At 44.8% G+C, this 22,105-nt stretch carries 21 protein-coding genes; 8 read left to right on the top strand and 13 right to left on the bottom strand.

Going from position 1 to position 22,105, the window contains the following annotated elements:
• Positions 1–179: 179 nt before the first annotated feature.
• The gene (locus A9237_RS20385; protein ID WP_078609401.1) at positions 180–605 is read right to left on the bottom strand and encodes a TraR/DksA C4-type zinc finger protein; all 426 of its coding nucleotides are present in this window, start codon (positions 603–605) and stop codon (positions 180–182) included.
• Positions 606–795: 190 nt separating this feature from the next.
• Between A9237_RS20385 and zigA the strand changes: the two genes are divergently transcribed.
• Positions 796–1,995 (top strand): zinc metallochaperone GTPase ZigA, encoded by a 1,200-nt coding sequence (gene zigA, locus A9237_RS20380; RefSeq protein WP_078609399.1) that lies wholly within the window; start codon positions 796–798, stop codon positions 1,993–1,995.
• Positions 1,996–2,142: 147 nt separating this feature from the next.
• On the opposite strand, the gene A9237_RS20375 is transcribed toward zigA, so the two are convergent.
• Entirely contained in the window at positions 2,143–3,357 is a 1,215-nt protein-coding gene (locus A9237_RS20375) for a CobW family GTP-binding protein (protein ID WP_078609397.1), read from the bottom strand.
• A gap of 276 nt (positions 3,358–3,633) precedes the next feature.
• Here A9237_RS20375 and A9237_RS27405 point away from each other — a divergent pair, with 276 nt between their 5' ends.
• Entirely contained in the window at positions 3,634–3,795 is a 162-nt protein-coding gene (locus tag A9237_RS27405) for a hypothetical protein (RefSeq protein WP_162998339.1), read from the top strand.
• 187 nt (positions 3,796–3,982) lie between these two features.
• Here A9237_RS27405 and A9237_RS20365 read toward each other — a convergent pair whose 3' ends face one another.
• Together A9237_RS20365 and A9237_RS20360 are read right to left on the bottom strand one after the other, a co-directional pair.
• Positions 3,983–4,612, bottom strand: a complete 630-nt coding sequence (locus A9237_RS20365) for an SGNH/GDSL hydrolase family protein (RefSeq protein ID WP_078609395.1) — start codon at positions 4,610–4,612, stop codon at positions 3,983–3,985.
• A 205-nt stretch (positions 4,613–4,817) separates the two neighbouring features.
• Positions 4,818–5,663 (bottom strand): enoyl-CoA hydratase/isomerase family protein, encoded by an 846-nt coding sequence (locus tag A9237_RS20360; RefSeq protein WP_078609393.1) that lies wholly within the window; start codon positions 5,661–5,663, stop codon positions 4,818–4,820.
• A gap of 325 nt (positions 5,664–5,988) precedes the next feature.
• Between A9237_RS20360 and A9237_RS20355 the strand changes: the two genes are divergently transcribed.
• Entirely contained in the window at positions 5,989–6,975 is a 987-nt protein-coding gene (locus A9237_RS20355) for a zinc-dependent alcohol dehydrogenase family protein (protein ID WP_009704540.1), read from the top strand.
• 114 nt (positions 6,976–7,089) lie between these two features.
• Here A9237_RS20355 and A9237_RS20350 read toward each other — a convergent pair whose 3' ends face one another.
• Positions 7,090–8,055, bottom strand: coding sequence for a phytanoyl-CoA dioxygenase family protein (locus A9237_RS20350; RefSeq protein ID WP_078609390.1), 966 nt, complete (start codon positions 8,053–8,055; stop codon positions 7,090–7,092).
• 165 nt (positions 8,056–8,220) lie between these two features.
• On the opposite strand from A9237_RS20350, the gene A9237_RS20345 reads away from it, so the two are divergent.
• Complete coding sequence (locus A9237_RS20345; RefSeq protein ID WP_078609388.1) at positions 8,221–9,111, top strand: helix-turn-helix domain-containing protein; 891 nt, start codon at positions 8,221–8,223, stop codon at positions 9,109–9,111.
• A gap of 90 nt (positions 9,112–9,201) precedes the next feature.
• On the opposite strand, the gene A9237_RS20340 is transcribed toward A9237_RS20345, so the two are convergent.
• The 4 genes from A9237_RS20340 to A9237_RS20325 all read right to left on the bottom strand — a co-directional run bounded on the left by A9237_RS20340 (position 9,202) and on the right by A9237_RS20325 (position 12,026).
• Positions 9,202–9,642 (bottom strand): YtoQ family protein, encoded by a 441-nt coding sequence (locus A9237_RS20340; protein WP_078609386.1) that lies wholly within the window; start codon positions 9,640–9,642, stop codon positions 9,202–9,204.
• Positions 9,643–9,675: 33 nt separating this feature from the next.
• Positions 9,676–10,305: a DUF1349 domain-containing protein gene (locus A9237_RS20335; RefSeq protein ID WP_078609384.1), complete on the bottom strand. Its 630-nt coding sequence runs from the start codon at positions 10,303–10,305 to the stop codon at positions 9,676–9,678.
• A gap of 199 nt (positions 10,306–10,504) precedes the next feature.
• Entirely contained in the window at positions 10,505–11,107 is a 603-nt protein-coding gene (locus A9237_RS20330) for an NAD(P)H-dependent oxidoreductase (protein WP_078609382.1), read from the bottom strand.
• 25 nt (positions 11,108–11,132) lie between these two features.
• On the bottom strand, positions 11,133–12,026 hold the full coding sequence (locus A9237_RS20325) for a haloalkane dehalogenase (protein WP_078609380.1): 894 nt from the start codon (positions 12,024–12,026) through the stop codon (positions 11,133–11,135).
• A 133-nt stretch (positions 12,027–12,159) separates the two neighbouring features.
• On the opposite strand from A9237_RS20325, the gene A9237_RS20320 reads away from it, so the two are divergent.
• From A9237_RS20320 to A9237_RS20310, 3 genes are all read left to right on the top strand, one after another.
• The gene (locus A9237_RS20320; protein WP_078609378.1) at positions 12,160–12,726 is read left to right on the top strand and encodes a TetR/AcrR family transcriptional regulator; all 567 of its coding nucleotides are present in this window, start codon (positions 12,160–12,162) and stop codon (positions 12,724–12,726) included.
• A gap of 254 nt (positions 12,727–12,980) precedes the next feature.
• Positions 12,981–13,910: an alpha/beta hydrolase gene (locus A9237_RS20315; RefSeq protein ID WP_078609376.1), complete on the top strand. Its 930-nt coding sequence runs from the start codon at positions 12,981–12,983 to the stop codon at positions 13,908–13,910.
• Between the two features lie 85 nt (positions 13,911–13,995).
• Positions 13,996–14,913: a helix-turn-helix domain-containing protein gene (locus A9237_RS20310; RefSeq protein WP_078610228.1), complete on the top strand. Its 918-nt coding sequence runs from the start codon at positions 13,996–13,998 to the stop codon at positions 14,911–14,913.
• Between the two features lie 89 nt (positions 14,914–15,002).
• Here A9237_RS20310 and A9237_RS20305 read toward each other — a convergent pair whose 3' ends face one another.
• On the bottom strand, positions 15,003–16,160 hold the full coding sequence (locus A9237_RS20305; RefSeq protein WP_078610227.1) for an AI-2E family transporter: 1,158 nt from the start codon (positions 16,158–16,160) through the stop codon (positions 15,003–15,005).
• A gap of 235 nt (positions 16,161–16,395) precedes the next feature.
• The gene (locus A9237_RS20300) at positions 16,396–17,025 is read right to left on the bottom strand and encodes a DJ-1/PfpI family protein (RefSeq protein WP_078609374.1); all 630 of its coding nucleotides are present in this window, start codon (positions 17,023–17,025) and stop codon (positions 16,396–16,398) included.
• 308 nt (positions 17,026–17,333) lie between these two features.
• Here A9237_RS20300 and A9237_RS20295 point away from each other — a divergent pair, with 308 nt between their 5' ends.
• The gene (locus A9237_RS20295; RefSeq protein WP_078609372.1) at positions 17,334–17,906 is read left to right on the top strand and encodes a YceI family protein; all 573 of its coding nucleotides are present in this window, start codon (positions 17,334–17,336) and stop codon (positions 17,904–17,906) included.
• A gap of 119 nt (positions 17,907–18,025) precedes the next feature.
• On the opposite strand, the gene A9237_RS20290 is transcribed toward A9237_RS20295, so the two are convergent.
• Both A9237_RS20290 and A9237_RS20285 read right to left on the bottom strand, forming a co-directional pair.
• Entirely contained in the window at positions 18,026–18,652 is a 627-nt protein-coding gene (locus tag A9237_RS20290) for a cytochrome b (RefSeq protein WP_078609370.1), read from the bottom strand.
• A gap of 138 nt (positions 18,653–18,790) precedes the next feature.
• Positions 18,791–21,679: an Ig-like domain-containing protein gene (locus A9237_RS20285; protein ID WP_078609368.1), complete on the bottom strand. Its 2,889-nt coding sequence runs from the start codon at positions 21,677–21,679 to the stop codon at positions 18,791–18,793.
• Between the last annotated feature and the right edge of the window lie 426 nt (positions 21,680–22,105).

Below are 22,105 nucleotides of genomic sequence, written 5' to 3'. Positions count from 1 at the left end.
CATACCGCTAAAATCTATTTGGCTATTCAATCACAATATGACGTAAGTGAAAGTTACATTTCCTCACACTCAACATGAAGAAGATTCATGTTGAGTGAAAATTAGTATTATCTTGCACGTTGTTATGCGACGCAGAGGGATTTAAAACCCACTTTCCCCCTATTTACTTGGGCGAAATTTTACTCCCTATACCAGTGCTCTTTTGACTCCATTTGGGCCTTTACCTCTGCACTATATTCAGCAGCAGGTCGTGCCAATAACCTTGGAATGCCGATAGGTTCACCAGACTCTAAACAGTAGCCATATTCCCCTGCGTGCAAGCGAGCCAACGATTGCTGAATCTTAGGTAACAGCTTTTGCTCTCTGTCTATGATTCTTAATGCGATTGCAGATTGCTCTTCACTGGACGCCCTATCGCTTTCGTCACTGAATTCCATTGGCGCAATCATCTCTTCTTTCGCACGTTCAATATGCGCTAACGTCGATTCATAAAGCTCAAATAATCGGTTTTCAAAAAACGCGAGCTGAGCTTGATTCATATAATCCGCCTCGGGCGCTGCAAGAATTTCTTCTTCTGTCATGACATGCTTTTTCTCTTCGTTCATAGAACCTCCACACCGAGATAAGAGTTCGATCTCTAAATTCCGCACATCTGAGTCTGTACAACTTAACGACGAATGAAGGCACCAATAAGGTGCAGTACTCGACACAGTCACAAACTGCTTGATGCCAGAGTTAAGATCACCGACTATATTAATTGTTATATTATAACATTACACTACAAAGAGCATGAGCATGAACACCCAGAAACTCCCTGTTACGGTTTTGTCCGGCTTTCTAGGCGCAGGAAAAACAACCGTTTTAAGTCATATTCTTAACAATAGACAAGGCAGAAAAGTCGCGGTCATCGTCAACGACATGAGCGAAGTCAACATCGACGCAGCGACCGTTCAGAATGAAGTTTCTCTCAACCACAGTGAAGAAAAGTTGGTTGAAATGAGTAACGGCTGCATCTGTTGTACCCTGCGTGAGGATCTACTTGAAGAAGTTACTAAACTCGCGCAAGAAGGCAGATTCGATTACCTAGTTATCGAGTCCACTGGCATCGCCGAGCCACTTCCCGTTGCAGAGACTTTTACGTTTGCTGATGAAAACGGGCTATCACTTTCAGACGTTGCACGTTTAGACACCATGGTTACGGTGGTTGATGCGATTAACTTTCTGCGTGATTACGATGAAGCTAAGTTCTTAACAGAGACAGCCGAATCCTTAGGTGAAGACGATGAACGCAGCGTCGCCGACTTACTCGTTGATCAAGTCGAGTTCGCTGACGTGATCCTGATAAGTAAAACCGACCTCGCTGAGAAATCAGAAATCGAAAGGCTTTTTGCGATTCTTAAAACCCTAAACACATCCGCTACTATTCTTCCTATCTCGAATGGTGCAGTAGAACTTGATGCGGTACTCGACACACAAAGCTTCAGTTTTGAAAAGGCACAACAAGCCCCAGGTTGGTTGAAGGAAATGCGAGGCGAGCACATACCGGAAACCGAAGAATACGGCATTTCCAGCTTTGCCTATCATGCGAGACGCCCTTTCCATCCTGAGAAGTTTTACGACTTCCTCCACAATGCGAAAGATTACGGCAAACTGATTCGTTCCAAGGGTTACTTTTGGCTAGCAACAAGACCAGAGTTTGTCGGTCAATGGAGCCAAGCGGGAGGCATCGCACGTTATGGTGTTGCGGGTATGTTTTGGAAAGCGATTCCGAAGGAGGAATGGCCGACGGATCAAGATTACCTAGATGCTATAAACGACATTTGGCAAGAACCATACGGCGATATGCGACAAGAATTGGTGTTTATTGGTCAGGGATTAGAGCAAGAGAAATTGATTGCTCGTCTTAACGAATGCTTGTTAACAGAAGATGAGATGGAGCAAGGGCTCGACTATTGGTTATCTCTGGAAGATCCTTTCCCTGAATGGGAACAGTAAACGACTGAGATACAAAAAGCCTCCCAACATTCGGGAGGCTTTCTCGTTACACAGAGCCAATTTTGGTATACCGAGCCAACGCAGCAAGTCCGTTCTTGGTACAAGCCGAGATTCAAACATGCACCAAGGGAACCCTCACCAGTACATTCAAAGCATCTTCTTCTGGCTCAACTTAGCTATTTTCTTTGGCCAAGGATCTTCAAATGTTGTCCCTTGTTGCCATTGCTCCAATTCCGCTTCCGTTAAAAAGCAGTTTTCCAGCGCATCAATAAACACATCGACTTCGTTTTCTTGCCCAATCACCGTTAAGCGACAACGACGATCACCAAAGCGGCTTTTAACACTGTCTATCTTATCTTGCAGGATTTGACGATGTTCATCAGTGAAGTTTTGCGATTCGTCATTGATTACCGAAGCGCGCCAAAAGCCTGTGATTTCAAGTCCCACATTGCCGTTCGCTTGGCTCCAAAGCAGTGAAACATCGTCTCGAGTTGGAAACCAAAAGAACCCCTTACTGCGGAACACACCTTTAGTTAAATACTGATGGCAGGTATTCCACAAACGCGCAGGATGAAAAGGTCGATCATCTTTTATCACTTTCGCGACAAGGCTTTGTTCGTCTTTATCAGAGAGACTTAACGGCTCATTCACCGTCTCACGAAGTTCTGCAATTAACTGCTCAACGAGGAAGAAATTGTAGTCTTGCTCACCTTTCAACATGCGGATATCCAAGTTTCCCCATGACGTTTTGATTATCTCGGTGTAAACATTAAGCGGGTGAATCGCCTGTGCGATGTTGCGAATGGTATTGTCATCCACTTTGTCCGTCTTGGTGAGCATGACACGGTTTGAGAACATGATTTGCTCTACCAACAAGTTTTCAACGCCGCGAACACGCTGCTGCACGTTTTCCTGCCACTTCGGGATTAAGGCAGAGCCTTGTCGATAGTCATCTCGCAACCAAGTCGCATCCACCAACGTAATCACGTCTTTGAGTGCGAATTGTGCGTTATTTTTGAAGTACTCGACCAAAGGCAACGGATGGCTACTGCCCGATGTTTCAATCACAATCCATTCTGGCAATTTTTCTGCGCAGAGCTTTTTAAGGGCTTTATCGAGCTGCTTTACACCACTCGGGCTGCTAATGCTGTCTCCACTGATCGTGACAAAATTGCCCTGCTCTTCACTCACCGCATCGGTATTTAAGATAAGCACGCCATCGACGTCTAACTCACTCATGTCATTCACAATAACGGAAAGATCAATACCAGAAGAATCGGCTTGTTGAAGAATGTTGCGTAAAAACGTGGTTTTCCCGGACCCGAGAAATCCATGCAAAATGGTGACTGGAATTGATGGCATACCTTTGACCTACAAACTCTGGATAAACACATGTTATAACATAACAACTTAGTGAGTTATAGAAGGAATCCAATTGCTGTCTTAGACGCAAAACTTAAGAATCGGTAAAGATCACAGGGGCTGATTTCTCAGAACTCTCCTTCGTTTCTCATCACGTTTCATCACCAGCAAAGGTCTGACTATTGATAAAAATAATAAGTGGTTACAAAACGACCATTGCTTTGTTTATAAAATTGGAGAAAGATGACAATACAGCGATTTATAGGAGGTGGTGTTATGACTTTAGTTCTTACCGTTCTTATTTTCCTAAGTTGTATTGCGATGCTCGCGATTGGTGTGATGTTTTCACGTAGGCCGATCAAAGGCGGAGGTTGTTGCAAAGCGTCCGATGTTGCGGATGTGGGCGCACGTAAAAGGCAGTCCCGCAAGGATACATAGAATCCCAGCACACGAAAGCCCAGACAGCGGTTTAGCCTTGGCGTAAACACTTTAAAAATGCTGAACACGCCAACCAGATTACGTGATCGCCTCAAGGGCACAGTGAATTCTCGCCCTGCTTCTCAACCCTTTCAATACAGGCTTTTCCTTAGACGAAAAGCCTTTTGACTCTGTAATCTTTTAGTAACTATGACCTTTGAAAAGCCGCTAACACCATGGGTTGCAGTGCTTTCGCCAATTTTTCATGCTGATCTTGTTGCCAATGAATCCCTTCGTTAGGACAAGATTCCACTACGGTTCCGGCATCAAGAAATGCACACCCCAGCTCTTCCGCTCGGTTTCGATAATGAAAGCCAAACTCTTTGGACTTCTCCGCCCCGCCGATAAACATACTGCCGAAAAAACCAATCTCATACACGGGTGGTGGCGCGACTAAAAGAACTTGCGGCGCTTCCCGCTTTGCCCAGTTATCAAAGTTAAGAACCTCTTGCGCTAAGCGAGCTGCCCCACGAGAGATATCGAAAGCGGATAAACCCAAGCAGTTTTTCATGTCGTTCGTGCCGAGCATAATGATGACCAAGTCAGGCAGATGAGATTCCAAGCAAGGGCGTAAATAGCGAAGGCCATTTTTCTCACCTTCAAAAGGATCATCGTGCACAGTTGTTCGCCCTGGTTGCCCTTCCTCTATGACCTCATAACCATCCGGTAGAGACATTCGTAACAAGGATGGCCATCGCTCGTTTGGTCCGTAACGGCGGTCTTCATTCGGTACTGCGCCCCAGGTATTTGAATCGCCAAAACAAAGTATGGTCGGCATTAAACGTGTTCCTCACTAAAACTATCGCTTTGCAGTCTATCAAAAACGTTGTTCAAGTCTGTGATTTAATTCGAAAGATCATGCCCATAAACAAGCTCAATTGGCTTGCGAATTTAAGAACGATAAACACGTCGGTAGTTGAACACAAAAAGGCGAACCACTTGGCTCGCCTTTCTAGTGCTTAATAAGAAACTAATGCAGCAGCTTAGTTGATGTCTTGTACCTTCATCACCAAGTCTTCCCAATTGCGTTGGTTCTCGATGTCATGCTCTAAGCCTTGATCATCGGCAATTTGGAAACGCTTAACTGCAGGCGTTTTGCTCGTTGCTTGGTAAAGCCAGTAGGCTTCGGCTTTCAATGCTTCATCAATTGGCTTGTCGATTGACTCGTACACCATCTGTTTACACGCATTGATAGATTCAGCCGGGAACTTAGAAATTCGCTGCGCTAATGCATCAACATAAGGGCCAATTTCATCCGGTTCTAACGCTTTGTTGATAGTGCCGTACGCTTCTGCTTCATCCGCATCGAAGTCACGGGCGCTCAAGATGATCTCTAGGGCACGACCTAATCCCACCTGACGCGCCATACGAGATGCACCACCGCCACAAGGCAAGATGCCCATACCCACTTCCATCTGCATGAATTTGTATTTACCGCGAGCGGCAAAACGCATGTCACAGGCCAATGCAAATTCATGACCGCCACCACGGGCAAAGCCTTCTAGCTTCGCAATTGTGGCTTGTGGTAGCTTGCTGATTCTTTCGAGAACCGCTTGAAGATCGAGTAACTTCGCTTCTTCGCGAGAAACGACCTCTGTCGACATCTCTTTAAGCAATTCGGTATCGTAATGACAAACCCAAATCTCCGGGTTAGCTGATTGGAATACAACCACTTTGACACTACGATCACGTTCTAATCGCAGTGCTAACCCATTCAAATCCGCCAACATTTCCTGCCCTTGCACGTTTACCGTACCAAAATCAAACGTGACATAAAGAATTGCGTCTTCTTGCTTTGCAGTAAACGTTTTGTAGCCTTCGTAAGCCATATCCATTTCCTTTTTCCAATAAAATCATTAGGTTGCTATTTTCAAAGCAACGCAATTAACGTTACGCCTCTAAAAAACATCAAACAATGACGCATAAAATGAAACAGTATCTACGAAAACTAAAAGGTGATTTCCTCAATAACGGCTAGCAACAAATCACGTAAATCTGATCTTTAATCTCAATTGGTGAGTAAGTAACTCTGCGGTTTACTACTCGTAGTATTATCAACAAAAACTTAAAACTGATTTCTTTTTCAGCCCAATTATCAATTTTTAAATCGCGCCTATACTGAATCCATACAAACGCACAACCGAGGAAATCATCATGAAAGCAGCCGTAATTCGTCAGTTTGGTAGTTCAGAAGTATTCGAAACAGCAGACGTGCAAAAGCCGGAAGTCAAAGCGGGCCACGTCCTAGTTAAAGTCGCTGCATCAAGCGTTAATACTGTTGACATGATGCTACGTGAAATGGGCGAAGGTTTACCCTTCCACCCACAACTTCCGGGCATTCTGGGTATGGACTTCGCAGGTACGGTTGAAGCCGTTGGTGAAGGTGTTACCGAGTACGCGGTTGGTGATGAGGTTTATGGTTGTGCGGGTGGCCTCGGTGACCTTCAAGGTTCTCTAGCAGAATACATGGTGGCAGACGCAGACCTTATCGCTCACAAACCAAGCAACCTTTCTATGCGTGAAGCGGCGGCAATTCCATTGGTTGGCATTACGGCTTACGAAGGGTTGATTCGTGCTGGCGTTCGCCAAGGCCAAAAAGTACTGGTTCATGGTGGCGCAGGTGGTGTTGGCCATATTGCACTGCAGCTTGCCCGTCACATGGGTGCTGAAGTCTTCGCAACTGGTTCTACGGGAGTGAAGAATGACCTGATTACCGAGCTTGGTGCTACAGCGATTGATTACCGTACTGAGTCAGTAGCCGATTACGTTGCGAAACACACCTCTGGCGCTGGTTTTGATGTAGTCTTCGATTCGGTTGGCGGTGCAAACCTAACTAACTCGTTTGATGCAGCAAAACTCAACGGCCAAGTTGCAACAACCGTGTCTTTGCATGAGCAAGATTTGAGTACCGTTCACATGAAAGGCTTGTCATTGCACGTGGTATTTATGCTTATTCCGATGATCCATAATGTTGGTCGACGTGAACATGCCATCATCCTAAAAGAGTTAGCTAAGATTGCAGAATCAGGCGCACTAAAACCAGTTCTTGATGAACACGAGTTTACCCTTGAGCAAGCTGGCGCTGCGCATGATCGTCTAGCCAGTGGTCAAGCGATTGGTAAAGTCGTCGTGAATATCTAAGTTTTGTCTTAGTGACATTAACAGCACAATTCAAAAAGACCTCCGTGATGGAGGTCTTTTGTTTTTAGCTAACTTTATTTTCAGCTTACCTTGGTTTTAGCCAGAGCTATCTGTTTAGGCAGACTCAGGTACTTTCCAACTCACCAGACCTAGCAACTTCTCACCTAGTGGTGTGAGCTTAGCTTGGGGATACTTCACCTGTTCCCAATTGCGTGGATCACCCGGGAAAGCAAAACCTTCTGGTGGAAGACGTTCTTGCCAAGAGCGAACACGCCAATCTCGAATTGGTTGGTTATCCTCTTCTGCCGGAACCATAGAGATATATTGCGCCATACGTACTTTATCGGACTGGTTCGGACGAATGCCATGAGGAAGCAGGCTATTAAAGATCAACAAGTCCCCTGCTTTCATCGAAATAAACTCCACCTCAAAACCAGTGAGATCTGGCACATAAGGGTCGCGGTCAGCAGGCTGGGTTTTACGCCACTCTTCCAGTTGACGATAAAGCTCCGGCACACATTGGAAACCACCAGTTTCTTCGTCCGTATCAGACAGTGCCAGCACACCTTGTACGTTTACTGGCAATGGTTCGAGTGAGGAATCTGCATCCCAATGAACAAATCCACTGAATTCACGACCTGATTTGTTCGGCGGGTTAAGGTTAGCTCGGTCAATAGTGACCCATAAGTTTTCCTGATCCCAGATATCAACAAATGCGTTATACACCCCTGGGTTCTGACGGTTATCCCACAACACTTGGTTGTTATAACACTCCACCATACCAGAGTTGTTGAGCTCAACCATGGCATGGTCACGGCGCTGCGCTTGATACCAAGTGCTCGCATCGTTTGGGTCCATTTCTTGGAACTCCCATAGGAAATCCTGTGAACGCTTTACCGCTTCCGGAGAGATGATTTGACGCACCACCAAATAGCCATTGTGTTGCCAAAAGTCGAACTGTTCTTGGGTTAACTTTTTCAACGGCAGTGTTTTTTTGATGTCTTTTAGTTGCGCTGAATTGATGTTGGAAACACTGTTATTTCCGGGGGCGTTGTCGCCGAATCCGTATTTGTTTTTCATAGTGACTGATTCCTGTAGGGCTGATTATTATTGGTATAACAAGCGTGAGTGCGCTTGACTGGTCACATTCTGACAACAATTAATCCAACAAAGTGATACAAAAAACGCAGATACTGATACTTTACCGTCATAGAAATATGCGTGTCAGATAGGTTTGTATTACTCATGAAAGCTCAATACGAAAAGGTTCAATACAGCCAAGACAATTCATGGCAACTGCTGATTCGGCGCTTAGAGGCGATTCCTTTCGAATGGCATTTTCACCCAGAGTATGAGCTGACACTGACTCTGAACAGCAAGGGCGAACGCTACATTGGCGATACGATCTCTGAGTATGAGGATTTTGACTTAGTGCTATTAGGGCCCAACATCCCTCACACATGGCAATCAAGAGCAAGCCTAGAAACAGATAAGGAGCAGAAGGTTTATGTTTTGTGGTTTGACACACAATGGATAGAGGAACTCTCCCGTTTATTTCCTGAATGCCAAGCCTTTTCTCCCCTGCTACTCGAAGCTCATAGAGGGCTGCACTTCTCTCAAGCTATCGCGAAGCAATTGCTGCCTCTTTTTGAAGAGTTAGACACTGCGACGCCGATGCAAAAGCTCAACATTATGCTGAGTATTCTTGATGAGCTAAGCAACACTGCTGATTACCAACCGATATCAGTGAATCAAACCTTGAACCGACAAGACTCCGATAAACGCCAACAAAGATTACTCAGCCAATTGCTTGAAGCGATACACGCAAACTACACCGAACCGTTATCAGTCACAGAGTTGGCCTCTTTGGTTGGAATGAGTGAAAGTACCCTGGGGCGATTTTTTAAGAAGATGATGGGACAGAGTGTCAGTCACTACATCACTCAAGTAAGACTGGGTAAAGGCTGTTCGCTATTGGTACAAACCGACAAGCCCGTTTCCCTCGTTGCGGAGTTATCTGGATTCAATAACTTGTCGAACTTCAATCGATTGTTCTTAAAATACAAGCAGCTTACGCCCAAAGCATTCCGTGCGAAGTTCACACAATCCCATTGCGAAACAGAAAAAAACGCATAACCAAATGACTATGCGTTTAAGTATCTAAGGGCATTTAAAACCCTAAAGGTCAGCTTATATCTATGACAAGATAGAGTTAGCTTCGAGTGATTAAGGGTTTACCGTGTACGCGATTAACTCGACGATCTGTTCTGGAGTCGTTGCCCATGCCTGAGCAGAAGCATCAACTTCTTTAAGTGCATGGACAATCTTCTCGTCATGCAAAGTGATGTAAGGCTTACCTAAAGCGGCACAGAAACCGGCATCAAACGCCGCATTCCACTGTTTGTATTTGTCACCAAATCGAATCACGGCAAGGTCACAAGACTTAATGGCGGTCTGAATTCGAATCGCATTTACTTTCGCTGATTTATGATCGCGCCAAAAAGGATTGTCTTCCGGGCCCAAACCATCGCCCGCTGCATCACTGGATTCATGGTGCGTGTTGGCAGAAATAAACGACACATTCAGGTCTTTTGCCTCACAGCCTTTGATGATTTGCTCACGCCAGTCGGTATGGATCTCACCCGACAGGTACACAGTTAACTTCATAATCCCTCACTTTGCTTTGTTGTGTAGTTGGATTTAAACCGCATGCGCTAGCCATTTACAAGGCTCTAAACGCATATCTGTGAATGTGGCGGTAAATGAAGATTTAAGCGGACTACAAGCATAGACACCAAAACTCACAACATTGTTTGCCGGCAATGGTGGGTCGCACTTGCCCATTTCTGGGGTAGTTTCACCCAACTTATGTAGGTGGAAGATTCGCATTTGTTTAAATGTCACGCCATCAAAAGAAGACTCAATCAGAAAATCTGGGCCACGGCGACTCAAGCGATACCAGATTGCCTCTGGCAGCGGGATGTCAGAAGTTGCCCAATCAGAGTAACCCAAGTTAGTCACGACACTGCCTAAACGTGAGAAAGCTTCGTTTTCATATTCGATAGAGGCTTTAAACCAGTTTTCGCTGTCGAGGTAAATAATCAAACCACACTGATCAAATTGCGCCTGATAATCAAAACTCACTTTTGTGGTAAAAGTAAAATTCTCTTCCGATTCGATTTGCAGTGCTGGCGCATTATCATTTCTAAAGCCGTAGTATGAACGCTGCCAAAAATCGGTTTCTGGCTCCGTCGTGATGGAAACAAAGTCCTGTGTCACTTCACTCACTTTAGGTTCAAAAATCCACTTACCGACAGTAAAATCTACCATTGTTTCATTCCTTGTTTATTCTTGTTCTTCACAACTCACGCCGATGTGCTTTATCAATCAGCCGCTTTGTATTATTCCATATTCCGTACTGCTGACAACGTATCCAGCTCAATAAACAAACACAATTTTTCGATAAATAAAAAGAGCGAACTGATTGATTCGCTCTCGTTCAGATTAGAATGCTATCTAGCTTGGCTGTTTATGCTAAACCTAAATCTTCATAAACATCTTCAAGCTCTTGCGTCATGCTGTCGTAGAGATACTGTCTCGGGTTTGAACGCTTAGGATCATCAATTTTATCTACCAGTTGAACGCCAAAAGCCTCAATCTCCTCCGGTTTGGCCGCATCAGCATTAAACATATATTCAGGCTGAAGATAGTTCATTTGAATTAAGTTTGCCGTGAGCTGAAATGGTCGCAGCAAATCAGGTACCGTGGTGAAAATATCAAAGCCTGAGTAGAACTTTTCACGACCACCAACCGATACGACAAGCTGCATGTCTTTCCCTTTCAACTTGTCGCCTTTTGCGCCATATGCGAAATCGTGGGTTAGAACATCATCTAACCATTTTTTCAACAGTGGTGGCATTGAATACCAGTAGAAAGGAAATTGCAGAACAACGCGGTCATGCTCTAACAATAACGCTTGTTCCTTCTCTACGTTGATTTGGAAATCCGGATACTCCGCATAGAGATCGCGATTTGTGGTGATCTTGCCAGATTCCTCAAGCTGAGTTTTCCATGTTTGGTTGTTGCGGGAGCTTTCCAAATTTGGATGGAACACGAGATTTAGAATTTTCATGAGTGATTTCTCTTAAAAACGATGCTTAAAGCTTGAAATGTTCAACAGCCGCTTGAGCGACTTCTTTGCCGAACTCTTGAACAAAATGCCCCGCTTCAGGCACTTCCATAGGAGCAGGACAACCTTTTATAACCGTTTGCATGTACCCCATTACGGCAGGACCTAGCATTTTGTCTTTCATACCAACAGCCATAAAGGTTTCCCCTTCCCATTCCTTACCCCAGAAAGGAACCGCTGCTGTAGAAATATCAATGCACGCTTGGTCTGGATTAGCGACCATCTTCGGCATCTTACGAACAGCTGCTTTGAAAGATTCATCAGGGAATGGGGCAGCGTAAGCACGAGCCTCTTCATCATCTAACGTTGGTGCGTACTTCTTCATGAAGTGGTCCAGCGCCAACTCTTCTGGTTCAACGATGTCTTTCTTCCATTCCAAGAAGGCTTCTTGAGTGGTTGGCCCCATCAACAAACCCGTGTTCATGATCAGTAATCGCTTAAAACGTGCTTTCATCGCTTGTGGCAAAGTTAGGCCAAGCAAACCACCCCAATCTTGAACGACCAACGTAATGTTATTTAGATCTAGGTGCTCAATCAGTCCAAGCAAATAGTTACGGTGGAACTCGAAGTTATGGGTGTCTTCCGATACTGGTTTGTCAGACTTACCAAAACCCAGCAAATCCGGTGCGATAACGCGTGCTCCCGTATCAACAAATACTGGAATCATTTTGCGATATAGATAGCTCCACGTTGGCTCACCATGAAGCAGAAGGAAAACTTCATCTGAGTTCGGGTTTCCTTCATCCAAGTAGTGACCTCGAATACCCTCATAGCCTTTTAAACCTTCTACATAGTGAGGTTTGAATGGGTAATCTTTTAAATTTTCGAATTGAGCATCTGGTGTACGTTGGACTTGAATCATGGGTATCTCCTTTTAAAATTAGGTCACCTGACCTACTGGTTGAAAAATTAGGTCAACAGACCTAATATGTCAATACTCTTTTTCAAATTAAGATCAAACGTGATCCTTAATCTAACGCTCTGAGATGTTGTAAATGCCTAAAAAGTCAGCAAAAGTAGAAAGAATTCTTGATATAGCAATCGAGCTATTAAAAACAGAAGGTGACTTCGGTGTAACGATGCGCAAGGTCGCAAGCGTCGCAGACATGTCTTTAAGCAACGTTCAATATTACTTCAAAACGAAAGATGACTTACTCAAAGCCGTGGCCGATCGTTATTTCCAACAATGTTTAGACGATTTAAGAGCGTTACCGGTGATGGAAGAAGAAAAGGCATTGAGACCAATTGTCTCTATGCTGCTTTCACACGGTCATGAGCTTTCTGACATGTGTCGAATCTTCAGAGAGTATTGGGCAATCTCTACGCGTAATAAGAGTATTGAGTCTTACCTGAGCGATTACTATCAAACGATGGTCGTGGTAATGAAAGAGAAAATCGCGCCGCTAGCAAAAGATCAAACCTCGCAATCACGAGCAGTATCGATTCTTATCCCATTCGTTGAGGGATACTCTGTGACGGCGAAAGCGATGCCAGTTTCATTCGATGAAATGGTCGACACGATTGAAGCGATGCTACTCGTTAATTTACGCGGGGATTACTAGAAACATACAGCGCTACGCCATTTCAACAGGTATGAATATCAAAGGCGGCTTCCCCGCTGCCTTTTGCAAACCATTCAACTCTCGTTAACAGCTCGAATTTTCAACTTCAAACGCTTTAACACGCATTCACAACACGCCACTTTTGTTTGGTTGTCCCTCGGGGTTTTGTATACACATTGCGGTGTTTTGTGCACTGACTAAAAATCACCACGGAGTACGATAGTCACATCAACAAACACAAGAGAGATAACGTGATGACAGTACAAAAGGTTGAATTTAAGAGCTTGGGTCTAACTTTGGCTGGCGACATGTACCTACCCCAAGGTTTTGATGAATCGAAACAATACAAAACCATCGTAGTTACCCCACCAGCGCACCAAATCAAAGAACAGACCGCCGCGGTATACGGACCTATCTTTGCAAAACTGGGCTTCGTTTATCTTGCCTTTGATTACAACAGCAAGGGTGAATCGGACAGCTACAGCGAGGGTTTCCGTAACGATGAAAACAGCTTCCGTAAACATGAAGATCTACGCAACGCGATTTCTTTCCTTTGCTCTTTACCTTATGTAGACAAAGACAAGTTGTACGGTATTGGTATCTGTGGCGGCGGCAACATTATGAGTAGCGTGCTTATCACAGACTTGCGAGTAAAAGCTTTTGCTTCTATCAGCGCAATGTTAGCAACCGATGCCATGTTCTTCGGTGATAAAGCCGCTTACCGAGGCATGATCGGCGCGGCAAATGACGCTCGCCAACGCATGTACAATGAGCAAAGTTCGGAAACATTCGACTTGTTTGGATACGACGATCCTGATTACAAATGGAACAACCCTCAAGCTTCAGAAGCAGCACTTGAAGGTTATGAGTTCTACGGTACCGCTCGCGCAGGCACTGAGACCTACCCTAGATTCTCTAACCAAGTGTTATCGAACATTTATGAGTCGGCAGTACTGAATATCGGTGAACGCTACGCTGAACACATGGCTCAACCATTCTTGGGTGTTGTGGGCGAACGAGCAGATACCGCAATCGCAACTGAGCTATTCTTTGAGAAGGTCACATCGCCAAAAGAACTGTTTATCGTGCCTGGCGCGAGTCATGTAGACTTATACGATGTTGAAGAATATGTAACGGTTGCTGCGAACAAGATTGCTGAGTTCTTCAATAACCAAAGCGCATAAGGCTGTATCGCGAAATAAACCAACAAGTTAATTCATGGCAACAGTGGCAGCTTGGTTATCTGCCACTGTCATTTTAGGTAATCGTATGAAGAAGTATCATTTTCAGTCCATCGCAGAACAAAACGAGTGGTTTGGAATCCGCCCTCCTGAGCATCCGTTAATTGATGTCATCAAAATGGATTCTAAAGACCACGATGATGGTCTGCGATGCGACAACGGTTTTGCTATCTCAAGCGATTTTTACTCTATCTCACTGAAACACATCACTTCTGGCGAGTTGCTTTACGGTCGAACCAAATACGATTGCTCCAATGGCACCATGATCTTTATTGCACCCGAGCAAGAGATTGCTGGCATTGGCATTAAAGTCGACTCTGTGGCTCGAAGCATCTGTTTCCATGAGGATTATATTCGCGGCCACGAACTGCAAGAACAGCTTAAGAAGTACCATTTCTTTAAGTATTCTGTGAACGAAGCGTTGCACCTTTCGCCAAAAGAAGAAAAGCAAATGGCGGCGATTTTTGACGCTATTGAAGCGGAGTATCGCAATAACTTGGATGCTTTCACTAAAGAGCTGATTTTGTCGCAACTCGGCACATTACTGATGTACGCCAATCGCTACTATCATCGTCAGTTCTTAATGCGTAAAGAGTCTGAAAGCTCAGTATACGAACGCTTTTCACAGCTGTTGGACAGCAGAATGCAAGCAATTCTTGATGAGTCTTCTAGTATCCCTGAAGTGGAAGAATTAGCTTCGAGCATGAATATGACCAGCCGATACTTGAGCGATGCACTCAAAGCAGAAACGGGCAAAACGACCAAAGATTGGATTCACAAAACCTTGATCGATAAGTCGAAAGATCTGCTCCTCTCTACCGAGGATTCTGTTGCGACCATTGCCTACACGCTTGGCTTTGAGTATCCACAGTACTTCTCTCGCCTATTCAAAAACAAAGTCGGTTTAACCCCTTCTGAATACCGTACAGAGAATAGATTGCATTAAAAGCCTGTTGATAGCTGAATAACAAACACAAAAAAGACGGCCATGTGAGCCGTCTTTTGGTTTATCTTCAGTAATAACTGAATAAAACGTTAGTCGTTCGAGTCCTTTCCTTTTTGCTCGGTTTCTTGAGTAACTTCTTGTGCCTGTTCACTTTCGATCACATCAGCAACGTCCTGGGTTTCTGTGTCTACCCACTTCATAAACACTTGGTAACCCGCCGCTAAGAACGCAGCACCAATGAACATGCCAAGAATACCGCCCGACATCATGCCGCCGACCGCACCAATCAAGACAATGGGCATAGGAACTTCTAACCCGCGTCCGAGAATCAGTGGCTTCAAGAAGTTGTCTATCAGACTCGCTGCAATCAATAACACAGTAAAGATGACGTTATGAACCGTGCCGCTATCTCCTGCCCATAGAATACCGACAGCAACCAACGCAATAATGGTCACTGGCAATTGCACAATCGCAAAGATCAACGCAATGAGTGTAAACAAAGCAGCGGCAGGCACACCGGATAATGCAACAACTCCGCCGAATGCCATTGCCGTTAAGAACGCAATACCGATGATTCCCACGGCAACTTGTCTGATGGTGGCAGTGGTGAGTTGATGTAAATCTGGCCCCCTCACCTCATCGGTGAAGCTAATGAAGATCTTACGTATCGACCTTGCAGCAGGTTGAGCCCAAGCGAGCATAATACCGGCGATAATAATCGCGCCTATCAGCATAAACACGCTCTTCGCCGCTCCCGTTGCACTGTCAACGAACCAACTAAAGAAGCCTTTGATTTGAGGCTGACGCTTTTCGACAAACGTTGGCAGATCGTCTGCAGCCTCAAACCAAACGGCATGAACTTTTTCACCGACTAGAGGCCACGTTTTGACGCTATCTGCAGGCTTGGCGATGACTAAAGTGCCATCTCGATACGATTCAAATGCACCGAGTGTTTTCGAAGCAAAGGAATTGCCCACCATGGCCGTTGGCGTGCCGAGAATCAAAACCCCAATGATGGCAATTAATGTGGCAGCACGCGCCGAGCTTAACCCAAGCTTTCTTTCAATGACGAGTTTGACTGGATAGAGCGCAATGGCAAGCACCAGCGCCCAAAGTAAGATAGGAAGAAATGGTAAAAACGCCCACCAACAGACAATAACGATAAGCGTCGTGACTGAGAATCGTATCAAAGACGTGGTAAACGCCTTAGCCAATACTTTCTCTAAGTTTTCATTTGGATTGCTCAACTGTTTTTCCCTTTGGTTTCGCGCCATATTCTTATTCATCGGTAATCCGATAATCGATGACGCGTGAATAGACCCAACACAGTATTTATCCGTACTCAGTCAAAGACCGATGGCTTAAAAAGCCGCGGTTTCATAACACAAGTACTCATATAAAACCTAGTACACTTCCCCGTACATTCAACGGTTTAGTGAACAAGTTTGTGTTCAGTCACAAAGGGAAAATCAGAGCTATTGCTTATTCCGCTGAGCAAGTCACTTGGTTAAGCTCTTCGGCGTCCATGATTGTGTTCGCGATAAGAGACTCGAATATCTCCAACTGCCCTGCTGGTATCAACTGGTTTTGAATTTCGCGTCGCTTATCAGAATCAAACAGGCGCTCCGCTAACCAACCAATGAGGTACATCAATGATAAACACCCTCCCGCCGTTGCAATATTTCCCTCAACAACCAAAGGAACATCTTGAACGTCTCCTCCCATGCTCTTTAATACCGCTTTAGCATCGGGGTTGGTTGTGAGCTTTTTACCGTCAAGCAAGCCCAATTCATGCAAGATAAAAGAACCCGCGCAGATAGAGCCAATTAGCTGCTTTTCTGGGTTGAGCTTCATCGCGGACATGAACTCGCCATCTTGAAGCGCTGCTGGTATGCCTTTCTTGCCACTCGCGATAAGCACAACGTCTTGCGTTGCAACTTCAGAGATATGACCGTCCGTTTTTACCGTCATACCCAGGTGAGAAACATGCTCTGGTTTGGTCCCTAGCACTTTCACTGTCCAACTGTCTTGCGTCCTGCCTAACAGGTCATACATCAAGAAAAAGTCTACGTCTGTGAAATCATCAAACAACACAATCCCAACGGTATACATAAGCCAACCAACCTAACGAATTATAAAATGTGCAAACAGTGTAACGACAACTTAAGCAAGTCGCGAATCATCAATTAGAAATGGTTTCACACATTCGCACCTGCTTAATAAGTTATTGCTAATTAGCACATTTTTGACATAAAAAGCGTAAATGGCATCAGTTACATTGATATCAAATCATCATTATTGAGCGCACAATCACATCGAAAAAATCATCGAAATCAATCGATTTAATTCCTTATTAACTTTTATAAATCCGAACTACTATCAAGTAGAACCGTTGTTCAACGTATATAAGGTTAATAATAATGAGAAAGACTTTATCCACCCTAAGCATCGCGCTTGCGCTATTTTCAGGTGCATCGTTCGCTGCTGATAATTACACGCTAGATTCAAAATTCTCCTCAGTCAGCTTTGCTACCATCAAAAATCAGTTTGTTGTTGAACCCGCGACCATCGATGCCCTCAAAGGCACACTTAACAGCGAAGGACAATTTGATGTGTCTGTCGACCTAAACAGCATTGAAACAGGCATTCCAATCCGTAATACGCGACTCAACGAAATCTTCTTCGAATCGGCAAAACATGCCCCTGTGAAAGTTGTCGGAAAAGTCGATTGGTCAGCACTAGGCGAAGGCTCTCACAAGCTTAAAGTACCTGCTGAAGTGACGCTGTTTGGTAAGACCAAGTCGGTAGAATTCCCTGTTGTGGTACTCAATGCTGGCGATACTGTGATGGTTAGCTCAAGTGCGCCCGTCATTATTGGCGCTTCGGATTTTGGTATCCCAACTGAAAACTTAACAAACCTAGCAGCAACGGTTGGTGGTATTAAGATTTCAGACCGAGTTCCACTCACTCTAAGTCTCACCTTTAAAAAGTAGTTATTTAGCCCAAAACGGCTTGATAACGCGAAACAAAGGCTTGGAGGCTCACCAAGCCTTTTTTCTTTTTGGTTTACGCGCTTTGTTCAATGTGCTTTAAAGCGCCGGTTTCCCTGCTATCAATTTTGCTTCGACGTAGTCAGCGCCATGCTTCTTAACACATCATTCTTACTCACGAAGTGGTGTTTCAATGCCGCCGCGACGTGCAACGCCACCAGCGTCGCTAATGTGGCACAACCAACGCGATGGACCATAAAGAAAAACTCATTCACTTCGGCATTAGAAATTGGGTTTGGAATGGTAAACAGCCAAAAGAATGGGTACTCGTGCTTAAGCATCAAAAAGCCACTAACAAAGACAACAAACATCATAAGATAGATGGTGCCATGGGCCAATTTAGCGATGCTTTTCTGCGTGCTAGGTATCGTGCTTGGTAGCTCTGGTGTCTTTCGAAAGAATGACCAACCCCAACGTACGATGAGCAATACCGCCGCAATGGTCGCGAATGACATGTTGAGCGTCGACAACACATGAAACAGTTGCGGCATATCCATCACAAACAACATGCCATAACCAGCAATCGTGGCGTAGATGATGATCACCGCCATTATCCAATGTAACCATTTACTGAACGCGTCATAGTGTTGTGACGTATTGCGTTGGGGTGAGTCATTTTTAGGTTTGAATGCCTTATTTTGGGCGTGCGGAATCGCTTTCTGGTGCTGACCAGAATCTAGTTTTGACATATTGTCACCACTGAATTTCAATTGGAATTTGCATGGGAATACGGCGAGCGAGAAGCGTTCCCATGATGAAGATTGAAGAAATAACGGAAGGCATGAGAGCCTTCCGTCGTTCAAGTAGATTACAAGATGAGGTGAGTACTACTTGCTTACACTGATCATGTCGTTAAAGTAGTCAACTTGTTCTGCCATGCTCAAACCTTGGTTGTTTGAACCTAACGTCCACATAAAGAAACCACCGTAACCGTTATCTTTCTGCCACTTAGCACGGTCTAGGTTGTTTTGACGCGTTTCAACAAAGTTGCCACCTGGCGCCCATTGGCTGTTGATCGTGTTACCTAAAACAATCTTCGACTTGTCTCCAATATATTCAGCATAGTTCGCCATCGCGACGTCGTAGAGGAAGTTTCGACCTGCGTCATACGTCATTACGTTGAAGAAATCGAAGTCGTTCTTGGTTGCTTTCAGCAAATCGATCACTTCACCGTGGTGAGATGAACGGCCTGATGGTTCAATGTAAGAACAATTTTCGAACACACTCGCATCCATACATTCAACTGGGTCTGCACCTACGTGGTAAGTCGTCAGAGACAGCACTTTCGTATTGCCTACTTTCTCACGGATCAGTTTGATCAGAGCAGTCAGATCTTGGTTCTCTTTGTCTGTGATTCGAGCGGCTTTCTCGAAGTCAAAATCTAGACCGTCAATGTGCACGTAGCCTGCTAGCTGGTACTTACTGTAATCACAGCTGCCATCAGGTTTTGATGCAAGACATTCACCTTCCATCTCTTCTGGTGTCAGATTCTTTTTGTACACAGGGAATGGCGTATGTACTAAATCAACCAATCCAGTTGCGACCGCTTCACGGCTTTGTGGTGTGCTGATCGCTGACCAAATGCTTTCGTAAGTTTGACCACCGAACGCCACCATCATAGTCACGTTTTCATTGTCATGCTTAAGTGTTGACCAAGCTAGGTACTGCGTTGGCATCCAATCCGGATTGTAATCAGGTGGTGTTAGCATGCCATCAGAGATCGTAATGTTACCGCTCGCGTCCCACTTACCAAATGACAATAGGTAACCGTCACCCTCTGAGTTGAACAACTGCTCGTAGTCATTCAAACCCCAAGATGTTAGGTAACTGATCGAGCGATCCGGGTTATCGACTAAACCACCGCCGCCAGTGCTTTCTTTCACCGTAATGTTAGACGTTGCCGAAGTTTGTTCTTGGCTTGCTGTGTTTACTGCTTTGGCTGTGATCGCGTAAGCGCCCTTCTGTGCACCTAGCCATTCGTATTCGTATGGCACTTCAGTGTCTTTGAATAGCTCATTACCATTTGCAATAAAGCTTACTGAAGTAATATCACCTTCGTAGCTCTTCGCGTCTGCTTTGATTGAAATCGCACGACCTTCAAAGTAGCTCGAACCATCAACAGGAGAAGACAGCGAAACCACCAAGTCTTTATCGGTGATCGCCAGAGAAATTGGTGCGGCTTCTGCACTTGCGCCTTGGTCATCGTAAGCGACGACGGTTAGCGTGTATTGGCCTTCGTCTTGTGCAGGAACTGTAATGGTGTAGGTATCGCCTTGTGATGGAGTGCTTGATGTTGCCACCACTTGACCATTCAACTGAACGTCAACGCGAGCAACTTCAGTATCGTCAGTCGCATCGACAATCACATCGAACGCTTGGTTTGGTGCAATTTTTTGTCCATCTTGAGGAGATTGAACATCCACCACTGGAACTGGGTTAGGATCACATTGCCCTACTTCGTCCCACGCGTCTTTCCACGCATCTGGATAATCTGGGTGGCCTGTCCCCGGTGTCCAAACTGGGTTTCCACACCAACCAGCTACGGTACATGAATAGATGTTGCCGATATTGGTAACTTCATCACCCACCTTGTATGGCACGCCATCTTCGTATTGAGGAACATCGCCACAACTGGTGCCCGTGTCTGTCACAGTAATGGTTAGGCTCTGGCGAGTAACATGTTGTTCGTCATCTTGGGCTTCTGCGCGAAGCGTTGCTGAACCCGCTGTTTGTGCAGTCCAATCACAAGAAAAATCTTGTGTCGTTTTCGCGTCTAATTGGCATACTTCAGCATCGTTAGCAAAGAATTTCACCGTCGCTAAGTCATCATCCGCATCGGTGACATTGGTTGAGATCGAAATCGTGTCACCTTTTTGGTGAGAAGAGCCAGCATCTGGTGAGATAAACTCAATCACAGGAGGGTTCGGCGCGGTAGATTCTGATTCCACCGTGACTTGTACCGATTGATCAGTCAGCTTTTCGCCACTCTCGTTGAACGCCATGACAGCAATTGAAGCGGCGCCAATTTCCGCTGGTAGCCAAGCTTGTTGATACTCGGTCGTTCCTTCAACTACAGGCTGTTCTGCCAGCTTGGTATTGTTGACCCAGAACTCTAGCTTGCTTGCACCTTCACCCTCTACGCTCGTGATGATGTCTACATTCGAGCCAGTGTAAACCACAGAGTTTTGTGCCGGCGCTAAGATATCCAATGAGAACTCTGGTGGAGGAACAACTTCACCATCGACTTTCACCACCACGGAATCTTCAAACGCATTGAGATCCTCTAGTTCGCCGCCAAAAGAGATGGTTAACGCCGCCGACTCACCAGATGCCAACTCACTGTCTACCCAAGATCCTGCTGGGAATTTGAGTGTTACAGCGTTCAACACGCCGTCAGCTTGTGTTGTATGAGCGATCTCCCATGATGGGTATGAAAGGTGATTTGATGCCCAACCAATGTCGTTAATTGCGACAGGCAGTACGAACTCAATCACCGCCTTACGCATGTCTGCGCTGTCTGAGCCAGTGTTTTTGATGTCTAACTTGTAAGTGCTCCAGTATTCGCTTTCTGATTGTGCAACCGCATCGGTGCTGAATTCCGCTGCCATGGCTTGGGAGATCGGATTCAACAATAAACCAGAACAAAGCATTGTTAACCCTAACGTGCGATAACCAATGGAGTTTGTCTGCGTAGCACTGCTCTTTCTTAGATACATAATTAAGTCCTTAGTCTTATATTAATTATTTAGGTACTGCACAAAGACCTGCAATTAACGGTTCAATTATTTTTGCAAGCACACTTAATTTATAAATAAAAATAACCAAGGCAAAAATTCCTTCTTACTTCTGGGATAAATATCAAACTTTATCTTTCATAGCGAATAACCATCCCATTTTATAAAGCTAATTATTATATCAACCAAGTTTAAATTCATGTTAAAGAATAAACTTAATTAGCTTATTTTAATTTAATTGACAGTAGCTTTGCCACAATCAAAAGAAAGGCATTGTTTTGAGAAAAAAGACAGCAATTTCTAGAGCTCTAACAGCAAGTTAGCAACAAAAGCCTCGTTTCACATTCAACAAAAAGAACTCACACTGAGTTAAATAAAACTATAAAAACATTAACTCAACTGTTTTTG

Origin of the sequence: Vibrio owensii (assembly GCF_002021755.1) — a bacterium.
GTDB classification, from domain to species: domain Bacteria; phylum Pseudomonadota; class Gammaproteobacteria; order Enterobacterales; family Vibrionaceae; genus Vibrio; species Vibrio owensii.
Note: the sequence above shows the minus strand (reverse complement) of the source record. Positions and strands in the feature narration are given on the sequence as shown.

Bases quoted from the DNA above. Each gene is read 5' to 3' on its own strand.
- A9237_RS20350 (WP_078609390.1), bottom strand. From the start codon at position 8,055: ATGAAAAACAAATACGGATTCGGCGACAACGCCCCCGGAAATAACAGT.
- A9237_RS27405 (WP_162998339.1), top strand. From the start codon at position 3,634: ATGACTTTAGTTCTTACCGTTCTTATTTTCCTAAGTTGTATTGCGATG.
- A9237_RS20290 (WP_078609370.1), bottom strand. From the start codon at position 18,652: ATGTCAAAACTAGATTCTGGTCAGCACCAGAAAGCGATTCCGCACGCC.
- A9237_RS20295 (WP_078609372.1), top strand. From the start codon at position 17,334: ATGAGAAAGACTTTATCCACCCTAAGCATCGCGCTTGCGCTATTTTCA.
- A9237_RS20315 (WP_078609376.1), top strand. From the start codon at position 12,981: ATGACAGTACAAAAGGTTGAATTTAAGAGCTTGGGTCTAACTTTGGCT.
- A9237_RS20335 (WP_078609384.1), bottom strand. From the start codon at position 10,305: ATGGTAGATTTTACTGTCGGTAAGTGGATTTTTGAACCTAAAGTGAGT.
- A9237_RS20340 (WP_078609386.1), bottom strand. From the start codon at position 9,642: ATGAAGTTAACTGTGTACCTGTCGGGTGAGATCCATACCGACTGGCGT.
- A9237_RS20330 (WP_078609382.1), bottom strand. From the start codon at position 11,107: ATGAAAATTCTAAATCTCGTGTTCCATCCAAATTTGGAAAGCTCCCGC.
- A9237_RS20345 (WP_078609388.1), top strand. From the start codon at position 8,221: ATGAAAGCTCAATACGAAAAGGTTCAATACAGCCAAGACAATTCATGG.
- A9237_RS20310 (WP_078610228.1), top strand. From the start codon at position 13,996: ATGAAGAAGTATCATTTTCAGTCCATCGCAGAACAAAACGAGTGGTTT.
- A9237_RS20360 (WP_078609393.1), bottom strand. From the start codon at position 5,663: ATGGCTTACGAAGGCTACAAAACGTTTACTGCAAAGCAAGAAGACGCA.
- zigA (WP_078609399.1), top strand. From the start codon at position 796: ATGAACACCCAGAAACTCCCTGTTACGGTTTTGTCCGGCTTTCTAGGC.
- A9237_RS20285 (WP_078609368.1), bottom strand. From the start codon at position 21,679: ATGTATCTAAGAAAGAGCAGTGCTACGCAGACAAACTCCATTGGTTAT.
- A9237_RS20385 (WP_078609401.1), bottom strand. From the start codon at position 605: ATGAACGAAGAGAAAAAGCATGTCATGACAGAAGAAGAAATTCTTGCA.
- A9237_RS20300 (WP_078609374.1), bottom strand. From the start codon at position 17,025: ATGTATACCGTTGGGATTGTGTTGTTTGATGATTTCACAGACGTAGAC.
- A9237_RS20320 (WP_078609378.1), top strand. From the start codon at position 12,160: ATGCCTAAAAAGTCAGCAAAAGTAGAAAGAATTCTTGATATAGCAATC.
- A9237_RS20325 (WP_078609380.1), bottom strand. From the start codon at position 12,026: ATGATTCAAGTCCAACGTACACCAGATGCTCAATTCGAAAATTTAAAA.
- A9237_RS20375 (WP_078609397.1), bottom strand. From the start codon at position 3,357: ATGCCATCAATTCCAGTCACCATTTTGCATGGATTTCTCGGGTCCGGG.
- A9237_RS20365 (WP_078609395.1), bottom strand. From the start codon at position 4,612: ATGCCGACCATACTTTGTTTTGGCGATTCAAATACCTGGGGCGCAGTA.
- A9237_RS20355 (WP_009704540.1), top strand. From the start codon at position 5,989: ATGAAAGCAGCCGTAATTCGTCAGTTTGGTAGTTCAGAAGTATTCGAA.